10 protein-coding genes and 1 CRISPR repeat array are annotated in these 12180 nt (G+C 33.8%); of the genes, 1 reads left to right on the top strand and 9 read right to left on the bottom strand.

Features of this window, described 5'->3' with window-relative positions; translation table 11 throughout:
- A partial coding sequence (locus tag JCM7501_RS11670; RefSeq protein ID WP_162199508.1) for an ATP-binding protein occupies window positions 1–260 on the top strand: 260 nt, incomplete at its 5' end.
- A 91-nt stretch (window positions 261–351) separates the two neighbouring features.
- A CRISPR array of direct repeats spans window positions 352–3519; the repeat unit is 29 nt; unit sequence CTTTACATCCCTCATAGTTCAGATAAAAC.
- Between the two features lie 206 nt (window positions 3520–3725).
- On the opposite strand, the gene cas2 is transcribed toward JCM7501_RS11670, so the two are convergent.
- The 9 genes from cas2 to cas6 all read right to left on the bottom strand — a co-directional run.
- Window positions 3726–3995, bottom strand: coding sequence for a CRISPR-associated endonuclease Cas2 (gene cas2 / locus JCM7501_RS11665; protein WP_322785467.1), 270 nt, complete (start codon window positions 3993–3995; stop codon window positions 3726–3728).
- 184 nt (window positions 3996–4179) lie between these two features.
- Window positions 4180–5160 carry a type I-B CRISPR-associated endonuclease Cas1b gene (gene cas1b, locus JCM7501_RS11660; protein WP_013149495.1) on the bottom strand — a complete coding sequence of 327 codons (981 nt, stop codon included), beginning with the start codon at window positions 5158–5160 and terminating at the stop codon, window positions 4180–4182.
- 5 nt (window positions 5161–5165) lie between these two features.
- On the bottom strand, window positions 5166–5678 hold the full coding sequence (gene cas4, locus JCM7501_RS11655) for a CRISPR-associated protein Cas4 (RefSeq protein WP_013149496.1): 513 nt from the start codon (window positions 5676–5678) through the stop codon (window positions 5166–5168).
- Between the two features lie 63 nt (window positions 5679–5741).
- A complete protein-coding gene (cas3, locus tag JCM7501_RS11650; protein WP_256201454.1) occupies window positions 5742–8030 on the bottom strand; it encodes a CRISPR-associated helicase Cas3' in 2289 nt (762 codons plus the stop codon).
- Window positions 8020–8766: a type I-B CRISPR-associated protein Cas5b gene (gene cas5b / locus JCM7501_RS11645; protein WP_013149498.1), complete on the bottom strand. Its 747-nt coding sequence runs from the start codon at window positions 8764–8766 to the stop codon at window positions 8020–8022. Before cas5b ends, cas3 begins: the two co-directional genes overlap by 11 nt.
- 2 nt (window positions 8767–8768) lie before the next feature.
- On the bottom strand, window positions 8769–9698 hold the full coding sequence (gene cas7i, locus JCM7501_RS11640; protein ID WP_013149499.1) for a type I-B CRISPR-associated protein Cas7/Cst2/DevR: 930 nt from the start codon (window positions 9696–9698) through the stop codon (window positions 8769–8771).
- Window positions 9691–10737 (bottom strand): type I-B CRISPR-associated protein Cas8b1/Cst1, encoded by a 1047-nt coding sequence (gene cas8a1 / locus JCM7501_RS15370; protein ID WP_256201455.1) that lies wholly within the window; start codon window positions 10735–10737, stop codon window positions 9691–9693. Before cas8a1 ends, cas7i begins: the two co-directional genes overlap by 8 nt.
- A 98-nt stretch (window positions 10738–10835) precedes the next feature.
- Window positions 10836–11336 (bottom strand): hypothetical protein, encoded by a 501-nt coding sequence (locus JCM7501_RS15365; protein WP_256201453.1) that lies wholly within the window; start codon window positions 11334–11336, stop codon window positions 10836–10838.
- Between the two features lie 28 nt (window positions 11337–11364).
- Window positions 11365–12180: CRISPR-associated endoribonuclease Cas6 (cas6, locus tag JCM7501_RS11630; protein ID WP_256201452.1), on the bottom strand; the 816-nt coding region annotated here is incomplete at its 5' end.

Here is a 12180-nt window from a genome sequence, read left to right as displayed (position 1 = left end):
AAGTAGGATATTTACCAATAGACACAGATGCTTCAAATATATTTTTTCAGCTAATATCTAAAAGGTATGAAAAGCATAGTACTATTATTACAACTAATATGCCCTTTTCTAATTGGGCAGAAGTATTTGGATCAGCAACATTAGCCAATGCAATATTGGATAGATTACTTCATCATTCGCATGTTATATCAATAAAAGGGCCTTCATATAGATTAAAGTCAAAAGTTGAATATTTTAACAGTTCTTCGAATGCATCTTAGTACATTTTTGTACAAAATTATATTCCACTTTTGTACAAAATATATTGACTTTTACAGTAACAGACACAACTTATATACGTTATCAATTTAAATTTACATCCCTCATAGTTCAGATAAAACTTACAGCAAGCAAAGCACCAAAGATTGCAACAGCTAAATTTACATCCCTCATAGTTCAGATAAAACCAAAAGCAAGTTCAAAAGCTTTTGCTATAGCTTCACATTTACATCCCTCATAGTTCAGATAAAACTATAGCAGAATTTACGCATCACTTTTTAATAAACACATTTACATCCCTCATAGTTCAGATAAAACCGCTTATTATACAGAAATACGCGCATTTTTCTTTACCATTTACATCCCTCATAGTTCAGATAAAACTATAATGAGACTATGAATCCTCAACAGCAAAACTAATTTACATCCCTCATAGTTCAGATAAAACTTTGTTGTTATCTTCATATGTAGCATTTTCACCAGCAAAATTTACATCCCTCATAGTTCAGATAAAACTGTGGTGGAGAGAGCTTGTTGTTTTGTCTTTATCTCATTTACATCCCTCATAGTTCAGATAAAACAAATGTCACAGGTGCAACATTTGAAGTCAATACAACATTTACATCCCTCATAGTTCAGATAAAACCATAAATTCCTTTTTCAGTTCTTCCCAATTATATTTATTTACATCCCTCATAGTTCAGATAAAACGTACAGACATACGCAACACAGACATATTTGCAAAAGCATTTACATCCCTCATAGTTCAGATAAAACGTAATAAGTGACCCGAATTACTTTCCGTTTTTCAAATTATTTACATCCCTCATAGTTCAGATAAAACCTCTCCAACTTCACGTAAGCCAGCTTTGTACAAAATATCATTTACATCCCTCATAGTTCAGATAAAACTTCTCCATCTGTTCTGCTGTAGCTCCTGATACAGCTATTTACATCCCTCATAGTTCAGATAAAACTTTTCACACAAGATGTAGAAGATTTAGAAGATATAGAATTTACATCCCTCATAGTTCAGATAAAACTGATACACAATGATACACTCTTTTATGATATAATGTATTTACATCCCTCATAGTTCAGATAAAACCATGAGAATTTTTTCCGCCCCGGGCTTTAATAGTGTATTTACATCCCTCATAGTTCAGATAAAACGCTACTCAAACAAAACAGACGTATTCGTGCATGGCTATTTACATCCCTCATAGTTCAGATAAAACTGCTCTTTTTCGCAAAGTTTTCGCTTCAAGTAATACATTTACATCCCTCATAGTTCAGATAAAACCTGATACCCGCAAGCATCCACAGCTCGCCCGTTGTAAATTTACATCCCTCATAGTTCAGATAAAACGGAAATGTAGGCGTGTTTGTCGCCTACAGACCCTATATTTACATCCCTCATAGTTCAGATAAAACGTCGGAAAGGTAAAAGAGTTGTAAGAGTTTACTGAATTTACATCCCTCATAGTTCAGATAAAACTTAGTTTTTTATATCTTCAACCTCCGTCTCATATCATTTACATCCCTCATAGTTCAGATAAAACTCCTCCCAATCCCCTTAAGGAGATGTGCTTTCTGACTTTACATCCCTCATAGTTCAGATAAAACGTTACGGAGCGGTGCAGGTGAGGGTGGCAGATGCTTCTTTACATCCCTCATAGTTCAGATAAAACCGATATTCCCTTCAATCCTGTTGAAATCATCCGCGGTCTTTACATCCCTCATAGTTCAGATAAAACAGCTTCGGCACTTTGCACTGTCACTTGTGCGCCGACCTTTACATCCCTCATAGTTCAGATAAAACCCCTTATCGCTAATCACCCGTGGGTCACAAATGTGCCTTTACATCCCTCATAGTTCAGATAAAACGTCCATCTATATCCTCCTTCCGCATATATAAAAAGCCTTTACATCCCTCATAGTTCAGATAAAACTCAGCGTCTTTTCTTTATTCCAAGACATGATTGCACAACTTTACATCCCTCATAGTTCAGATAAAACTTCTCTTGTGAAATAGCCCGTTTCTTGGGCTATTTCCTTTACATCCCTCATAGTTCAGATAAAACTTGTAATCAACCAAAAAGGTCGACCTTATTTTTTGCTTTACATCCCTCATAGTTCAGATAAAACCTCCCTTAACGCATGATAAGACTTTCCAGAACCAACCTTTACATCCCTCATAGTTCAGATAAAACTTCTTTCATCGCTTTGTACATCTTTATCATGTTTTCCTTTACATCCCTCATAGTTCAGATAAAACGGGTATAGGATAATTGACAGACTTGGTATGACTGTACAACTTTACATCCCTCATAGTTCAGATAAAACTGGACTTTATAGTGCTAACTATTCTGTTCCAAATGTCTTTACATCCCTCATAGTTCAGATAAAACCCGAAAAACGTTGCTTTATGCGTACCACCGGGAGCGCTTTACATCCCTCATAGTTCAGATAAAACTTTAAATCGTAAATACTATGAACTACGGGGAAAGGCCTTTACATCCCTCATAGTTCAGATAAAACCAACAGGAAAAAGAAAAAGGATTGTACGCTATGTAGACTTTACATCCCTCATAGTTCAGATAAAACCATTATTTGTTCATTAAGGAGAGAAAGATTTACCTTATCCTTTACATCCCTCATAGTTCAGATAAAACGATTTAAAATTCAGGAATAAAGGAGGCTTACTACTACTTTACATCCCTCATAGTTCAGATAAAACAAACGTAAATAATAAGCCCATGCCCGCAATAGCTACCTTTACATCCCTCATAGTTCAGATAAAACAGTACCATGCAATTTTATAGTATAACTCCAACTTGTCTTTACATCCCTCATAGTTCAGATAAAACCTCTTCTGGCTCTATTTTGCTGGATTTGGCTTTAGGCTTTACATCCCTCATAGTTCAGATAAAACAAATTACGCAAAATCAACTAATTTTGGTGTTGTATACTTTACATCCCTCATAGTTCAGATAAAACCAAATGATTGGACTAGAGGAGACATTTCCGGGAGCACTTTACATCCCTCATAGTTCAGATAAAACTAGAGGATGGCTACTCCTATATTTCCTTCCCATTTTCTTTACATCCCTCATAGTTCAGATAAAACGGCTTACAGGTACATTATTAAGTTCAAAAATCAGCGCTTTACATCCCTCATAGTTCAGATAAAACTATCAAAGTGCTTATGCGACTACTAATATTCTTTCTACTTTACATCCCTCATAGTTCAGATAAAACCCACTTTAATAACAGAACTATTAAATTCAGATATCATCTACAATTATACTAAATTCAAAATTATTTGCAACAAGGATGATTTGCAGCGAAGGGGTGGTCTGGATTTAGCATTTTTTGTTAAATAGCTTCTTTTTTTAGTTATGTCAAGGCCTTGCTGTTGTATACCCTATGGCGAAGTTCGCTGCAAATTGATTATATTGTCATAATTACAATATTATGGAGTCATAATTTTTTTCTTGCCCTAATATCTTTTTGTTGCAGACAATTTTAAACTCCATTTCATAAAAATATACTGAATCCTCATCTCTTTTTATTACTGAAAGCAGTTCTCGTTTGCATTTCTCAAGCTTCCCAAATGTGATTTCACCTTCGAATACAGAGTTTTGCACCCATGTAAAGTATTTTTTTAAAATCTTTCTTACTTTGTTTACTCTCTTTTCGTTGATGTCGTATGTGACTATTACAAATATTCTCAATCACTCCTTTAGGCAAAAATTCATCATCAAGGAATATTTGTCGTGTTCGCGTGAGCTAATGTCCCATAGAAACAATGCTTACCACCACGATATTAACCTTTCATAAAACATTTATCGAGCTGTACTCCTCAACACTTATAACCAGTGAGGCATAATAGATTTTATTGGCTACTTCTCAATCAAATTACCACCATGCTTTGAGTGGTGAATAAACCTGATCGCCTATAAAATGCTTTATCAACTTGTAACACTCAAGTCTTATAAAGCTCTTGTATGAGACATTTCTGTTTAGCTGTCTGTGGCGAACCGTAGTCTCAAGCTTGTTTTGGAGTTCTTTGAGGAATATCTTTCTTCCTTCGTGGTTCAAGTAACAATAATTCAAATCCTCATCAAAATGCTCAAGAGTAAGTTTACTATTGTTTAAAAGCTTGAATATCACTGTATCAACAATTAACGGTTTGAAAATTTCAGAGATGTCAAGGCTCAGTGAAAATCTTTTTTCACTTGGTTCATGCAAAAAACTTATTGTTGGGTCAAGTTGAGTTTGATAAATTTGAGACAAAGTGTGACTATAAATTAAGCTATTTCCGAATGAAATCAAGGCATTGATAGGATTTGTGGGTGGTCTTTTTTCTCTTTTTTCCATTACAAAATCTTCTGGCAAGAACCAATTAAACGACTGATAATATATATTGCGAATCCTTCCCTCAAGCCCCATCAGTTCTGCAATGCTTGATATATTGAACCTACCTTTTTCCCACTCATCTTCAATTGCAATCAAAAAAGCCTCAGCTTCTTTTCTTTCTCTCAAATTTCGCATCATGTGGTAAACTGCCGACTCAACAAAACAATATGCCAAAAATAGCCTCTTTTCTCTATCAAGATAATGAAGAGCTTGTCTTACAACAACATCTCCAGATACATTTTTCTTGCGTGGTAAGAAACTTCCGGCATAAAAGCCATAATAGTTGTAAAAATGAAGAACAATGCCGTACTGAGAGATATAATTTAGGGCTTTGGTGTTCAAGTCTACCTCTCCAAAGATATGAATTTGCTCAACATTTTCAATGTCAATAGACCTTTTTTCCACTTCAGTCTCAAAGTATAAGGTGTTTTCGTGTCTTCTGAGTCTTCCATTGGAAGTAAGGTACAAGCTCTTTTGCATATCATTTACCCCCAGCAAAACTCATAATATGCGCAGGACTTGCAAATCTTTTGTTTTTGTACAGGTGGTGGAATGGGTTTTGTTGTAATTTCTTCTATCTCTTTTAAGGCCTGCTTTACCTTTTCTTCATACTCAGGGGTCAGCTCCAGCACTTCTTTTCTTTTTTCTTTCGGATAATTGATTATTCCTTGTTTTTGAATTCCCTTTTGTTTGAGATAGTAAAGATAGTACATAACCTGCATTATATCAGCTTCTTTCATTTTACTGCTGTATTTTACTTCTCTGATGCTGCCGTCTGATAAAATATCAATCATGATAAGATTGTCAATCAGGACTTCCTTTGCGTTCTCTTTCGGATACGAATACTCATGCAACACTTTGCCCAAAAGCACTTTGTCGGACGTATTTTCAAAAGTTATGTTCTTGCTAAATAGCCAGAGTTTTCTTTTGCACACATATAGATAGTTTATTTTTATGCCTTGGAATCTTACATCTGAAATCTCTTGAATGTCTTCCATTTTGCTTTCACTCGCTTTTTTACCATATGTCAGATTGTTCTAATTCTTTTGGTGGTATCAACCCTAATTGGTCATCATATTCGCAATCAAGTATATAGAGCCTAAGTCTTTGTCATAACAACTTGCTCCGCCTCTCGCAAAAAAATATGCCGGAGCTGTAACTGTATATTTTTTGATTGAGGAAATTAATTTCAATTTTTCAATAGATTTTGTAGACTTTGAATTTATTTTTTTAAGAGCTTCATTTATTTCTTCGATATTTTTATCGAATATTTCCCTCGGTATGCCAGAAATTGTAACAACATCTCTAAAAATCTTTTGTGCTTCAATTTTTCTATCTGCTCTGAAGCCAAGTTCTAAAAGTTCATATGCCTTTTTGAATTTACTTATAAAATTTGTACTTGAGAGTGCATCAATATCGTATACATATTCATTTAGTTCTTTCTTGTCATATTCTGTAATTTTATTTCCATCAAATTTTTTCAAAAATGCTTCTGTCCTATCGACAATCTCTTTCTGATAAACTTTTCCGACTCCACTTGGGTCTTTGGTCAAAATGATAACATTCGGACGCAATTCATTATATGTTCTTTTCCTGTATACCCTTCCCATTCGCTGAAGTAGCGAATCTGCCGATGCAAGTTCTGTAAATAAAATATCATAATCTATGTCAAGTGAAGCTTCTACAAGCTGAGTTGATATTATGATACCGTTTTTTCTCTTATCTGAGATAACAATTTGCTCTTTTTGCCTCTTTTGTCCCTCTAAAAACCTTGAATGTAAAAGTTCAACAGGAATCTCTTCAAACTTTTTCAAATTTTCCTTTATAACTTGGTAAACTTCCTGTGATCTTTTTACAGTATTGCATATGACAAGCACATTCTTTTGTTTTGCATGTTCAATTATTTCAGCTACGCAGTCTAAAATTGAAAGCTCTTTGATTGAAATAATATGAGAATACCTCCTTTTCAGGTCTTCATCTGAATATGCTTGCACATACTCAGCATAATCTCCAAGGTATTTTAGAATAAGCGGATTAATTGTTGCGCTCATTAAACAAAACTTGCCATTCAAATTTATGATCTCTTCTAAAGTCTTTATTATAATTGCCAAAGATTCGGGAGAGTAACTCTGTGGTTCATCTATTATGATTTTTGAGTACAAAAACAATGAATAAATTTTTTCAAAGCCCGGCCACTTCAAAGCAGATGTGAAAATCTGGTCTCCTGTTGTAACAATTATTGGAAGGCTCAAATTCTTAGCAAGATCAACGCTATCAAACAAAGCTTCTAATTCTTGATTTCCGCGCTCCAAATCCATATGTTTTTCAAGTAGATATATCATACTATCAGAATGTAAAATCCCAACTTTATCCTCTCCAAAGACCTTTGCTAATCTTTCATACATTGCATTGATAGAAACACGAATTGGAAGAGTGTAAATGAGTTTACTTTTGAATGCCCAGTTTAGCCCAAACTCTGTTTTTCCACTGCCAGTCGGAGCAAACAAAACTACGCTTTTTTCAGAAAGTTCTATCGCCTTTTTCTGGAAGTTTTTAAATCCAGTAAAACTTCCCTTTCTCTTTAAATAAACTTCAACCTTTTCAGGGAAATCATTAATCTTTGCCTCTTCTGCATTGATTCCTGCAGAACTTGAATGGTCAAGCCTGTGCAAAAGCCCTTTCAACAATATTCTAAAAACCACTTTTTTGTCCGAAAGGTCATATGAATCTTTCAGCATCAATTCTCTTAATTGATTAATTACTCTATACGTGTAATTTGAACTTTCCACCATTTTATATCTGTCAGGAACAGAAGGAAGTAACTCCAATAGAGGTTTCAACGTTTGATTTTCTATATACTTTGAAACATCCTCACAAATGTATTTATTGAAATATTGAAAATCAACATCAAAATCTCTGTCATGCGAAAACGCAATTATGAAAAGTAAATTTTGGAAATCCTCATAGGTTATATTACCTTTTTCAATTTCATCTTCTAAGTCGACAAAAGCTGTAGATAGAAAGTTATGAGGCACCTCTTTGGACAAGCCCTTAACCTGAGGCACCTCATGCACTTTTGTTCTCTCCCTTATTTTTTGCTGGAATTTCGAATTTGCCTTGCCTAAATCGTGATATATTATCGCTAATTTTAGGAGATATTTGAGCTTTTGATAGTCTATTTGTAGCTTTTTACAACCTTCTCCAATTTCTTCCTCATATTCTTCAAACAGTTTTTCCATGTTATTTAACAAATCCACCGTGTGTTGGTATATGGTTTGATATTCACTTCCTTTGTCACCTTTAAATCTCTTTGCATAAAGTTCTATATCCTTATAACTTTCAATTTTCATACTCCTCATCACCTATTAAATCAATGATTATGTTCTCATCATCTACCATAACCTCTTTGTCAACCATTGCCATAGGATTTAACTGCTCTAATGTTTCAATAAAAACTATATCTTTTTTGTCAGTAAATATCCTCAAACCATCTTTTGTCTTTTCATATCTATTGTTGAGCCTGAACCTGATTCCATCAATCATAAGTGTCTCAGCAGTTGAGCTTTTCAAATACATCCCTATCTCTGGAGGTCTTTTCTTTATATATTTTCTGTACTCTACTTTTCTTGGCTCAAAGAGTTTTATCTCGTCTATCCTCATCAAATCCTCTTTTCGGCCCAAACCCCAGTAAGAGTCAAAGATATTTTTATATATTTTTTCCAAAACATCCCTTTCAGCATTTACATGAATACACAGCTGCACATCAACAAGGTTTGTCACATATATAATGCCATTCACTACTCTTGCAGAAACCTCATTTACAACAGGAGCATTGTCATTTTCTCCCCTTAGTCTATCAAACTTTATTATCCTTTGAATATCATAAACAACAGAGTTGAATTTGCCACAGATGGACACTGCCATTTTGTAATATTTTCCCTCTCTTGCACCTAAAATATTGTGAAGCCATCCCTTCACGGTAGATGGCGGTGGTAGCGGATAAGAGTCTACTATTCCATAAGAAAATGGTTTCCTGAAGTTTGCAAAAGGCTGATAAATCTTAATTTTTAAAAGGCTATTGAGCATCTTTAAACTGTCCCTTCTTCGTAATATTTTCTTGCTCTCTCTTTCAAATTCTCAAAGAAGTAATCAATTGTGCCACTTGAAGCTGGGAGAAGTTTTTTGAGCTCTTCTTCATTTACAAAAAAGCCTTCTAATATTCCCAATAGAGTGTAATCAAAGACCTTTTTGCCATTTGGTAGGGTCAGCTCACATGTGCTATGAAGAAGCCTTGGATCAATTGCATAGGCTGAATCTTCTTTTATAAGTCTAATTCTATTTAAGAAAAATGGATTTTTTATTGGATAAAGACCACCTATTGCAAAAAGCGGGCTTAAATTTTCCCTTCTTCCCTTGATTTCTCTGCTCAAAAACTTTATTGCATCAAATGAGCTATAAAGCCTCTTAAGTTTTTCACCAGCTGATATCTCTTCAACCACTTCTCCTTTTTCATTAAAATCTTTGCCCAGTCTGTCTAAGTCAATTGCCACTGTATAGGTATATAAGGATTTGTGCTGTTCAAGCTGATATGGATTTGGATTAGTATTTGCTCTTTTTGCTAAATTTAAGTTTGTAGCAAATTCTACGTCGTTTTTGTACTCTTCCAAAGACACGGCTGGAGTAATTTTTACAACTGCTGTTCGTGTTTGCGCATTTTGACGTTGCCCTGAAGTTTTCATGTAACCAAACAAGTCTATCTCTGGATACTCAGCAATTGTTGCTTCTTTTTTAAATTGAACTACCTGTTCATCACCTGTCACTGGAGTTTCCTTCATACCTGCGTTCTCTACCATAAATCTGTATTTTTCAAATCTTAAAGCTTGCCTTGACATGTAAGTGTATACTTTATTTTCTCTTGTAAGTTTTTTAAGCTCGGAGATGTTCCCTAAGCTCTCTCCATAGTTTAAGCTCATTGCCTCAAATACGACTGTAATTGTAATCCCTGCATTTTTATTCATTACCAACAACCTCCTCACTATTTTCTACTTTTTCATCTTTTTCGCTTCCAAGCAGCCCATTTACAAAGCTGTACCCCAGCGCACAAAAATTGTCTCTGTCATTTATACACGACACAAACAAAGCAGGAACTTCCATGTTATAGCTCATATAGGTTCTAATAATCAGATTCATAAATGTATTTACGTCGCCAATTCTGAGTGCCGAAATAAGTCTGTAAGCAAGACTGGCTATTTTGTTTTCAGCTTTTGAAGACAAGAACTTTTTCTTTAGCTCCTGGCCAAAGAAGTACATTTTCCACAACCACTTTTCATCCATTAATTCCCCACCTCTTTTTATACTTCTTAGGTATTTATACGTAAGGATGTTATACATTTGGAGTCTATAAGGAGAAATATTTGTATTTATCTTGGAATTTGGTTTTTGGGAACTCAAATATTGCCCTTCTAAGAATGATAAAAATTGAAAACTTAATGTATTATTCATAAATTTTTGCATAAATTCACTGAAAGGATAAATATTATTATCTTTGAACTTTATAAAGCTTCCTGTAATCTTTTTAAAGATATCAAAATTTGAATTTATAAATTCTGCCTTCTGTTTTGTAATACTAAAACCATAAAGCTTTGGTGTTACAGAAGAAGTTAAATCTATTTCGATGAACATAATATTGGCTAATCTAAACTTACTTTCTTCTTTTAATTTCAATAACAAATAATCATTGATAAAATTCAAAATTCCTTTTTCCTTTAATATGTTTTCTTCCCTTGACATCATCTCCATAAACAGCTTATTTGTTTGATAAAGCTCCAACACAGAGGTATTTCTATCTACAAAATAAAACTTTTTGGTTTGTCCTATTCTAAATTCGGTCAATCCTGCAAATATGCAAAAGTATATCAATTCACAAATCTCACAAATGGGCAGCTGCGGCTTGAAATTCCAGAAAAAATTCTTGTTATCTTTATTAGCACCCAGAAAGCTTACAAGTCCAGTGTCTAATAAAGCATCTTTTTTAGCAGGTCTTAACCCACAAAATATACAATCATGATTTTTGTCTTGTCTATTCGTTTGGTTAACTATTGGTCCTTCAAAATCATCAAAAAATTTCTTTTTTAATTCTCCTTTAAAATTTCTATTTAGAAACTTCTGTCACCACATATTGAACTTGCATTTTTAAGATAAGTTTTAACATTGTCTTCGATTAACCCTTGTTTATTTGCATTCAATAAATCAGTTATTTGAGATACATATTGTTCAGCGTCAGTCTTATTAAAATTTCTTGGCAACGTTAGCTTACGGCTATCTACCAATTGCTTTAACTTGGAAAATCCTTCTACTCTCTTTTTAAAGTTGCTTACTTCTTGTTTTAAATTCTTATCCAAATCATTATTTTCTAATCTTTGCAATAATTTATTCCCCAAATCAATTAACTCATCTGTTCTGGGATACCTCTGATAAGCTTTTTTGAAAAACTTGTCAGAAAAACCTTGTAAACTATTTCTGTCAAACTCTATATAGTTTGGTCCAATTGTTATAATATTTTGAGAAGTTATATCTTTTCCATCCAGCATAATATCAATAAATCCAATAATCCCTGCATTATAAGCCCAATCACCTAAATATACCCTTTCTTTCATAGCCTAATATACTCCTTTTTATTTTTGGTTATTTCGCTACCTCTATAAACCCGAAGCCCTGACCTCGTCTGAAGCCAATTCCATTTTGATAAATTTCTTTGAGGTCTTCGGGGGTTCCTGATAGTTCAAATAAGCCGATGAAGCCTGTGAGATACATATAATTTTTATTGGTATTTTCAACAAATTCAGAAATTCTGTGCTTGATAACCGTTTTTTGAACATTTATTGGCTTGAAAATAATCTTCTTTTGCAAACCTCTATTTTGCCCACGCAAACTACGAATATTTCTTATTTCAAAATCAATAACCTCATTAAACACATCTTCAAACCCATCCTCATAAGGCAAAACTGGTATCTTTTTGCTTTCTCCTTTCTTCTCAATTAAGATAGGTGAAAAAGTTTTGAATGCCATTACTCTATTAAATTGCTCTGGCTCTTTTACTAAATACATCCGCTTTAGTTTAATTTTGCAATTGTCAGTTAGATTGTATGGGTAAAGATGATTATTAATTAGGCTATTATACATGTTAACAAGAAATTCATAATCAGAAGTTGAAAGGTTCAAAACTATGTCGCCCCTGAACATAACCTTATCGTCAGCAAAATTCATGTTAGGAAGATTCACGGCAAACACAAACGGCTTTTGCCATTTGTTCTTTTTGTCTTTCCACCAATAAAGTTTTTTAAAATATTCCTGATTATATTCCGATAGGGCATTTTTTAAAAAGCTCATAAAAAGCGTTCGATAATAGATAGGAAGTTCAAAGATTTCTGTCTTAGGATTTGCTATTTCAAATATAAATTTTGCTCTCAAGTAAATTCCTCCTTTAAAAATAAACTTTGT

The sequence above is a fragment of the Thermoanaerobacter thermocopriae JCM 7501 genome (assembly GCF_001310975.1).
GTDB lineage: Bacteria > Bacillota > Thermoanaerobacteria > Thermoanaerobacterales > Thermoanaerobacteraceae > Thermoanaerobacter > Thermoanaerobacter thermocopriae.
The sequence above is the reverse complement of the archived record's forward strand: the minus strand, read 5'-3'. Positions and strand labels throughout refer to the sequence as shown.

Coding starts and splice junctions, on each gene's coding strand:
- cas1b (WP_013149495.1), bottom strand. CDS start 5,160: ATGCAAAAGAGCTTGTACCTTACTTCCAATGGAAGACTCAGAAGACAC.
- cas4 (WP_013149496.1), bottom strand. CDS start 5,678: ATGGAAGACATTCAAGAGATTTCAGATGTAAGATTCCAAGGCATAAAA.
- cas3 (WP_256201454.1), bottom strand. CDS start 8,030: ATGAAAATTGAAAGTTATAAGGATATAGAACTTTATGCAAAGAGATTT.
- cas5b (WP_013149498.1), bottom strand. CDS start 8,766: ATGCTCAATAGCCTTTTAAAAATTAAGATTTATCAGCCTTTTGCAAAC.
- cas7i (WP_013149499.1), bottom strand. CDS start 9,698: ATGAATAAAAATGCAGGGATTACAATTACAGTCGTATTTGAGGCAATG.
- JCM7501_RS15365 (WP_256201453.1), bottom strand. CDS start 11,336: ATGAAAGAAAGGGTATATTTAGGTGATTGGGCTTATAATGCAGGGATT.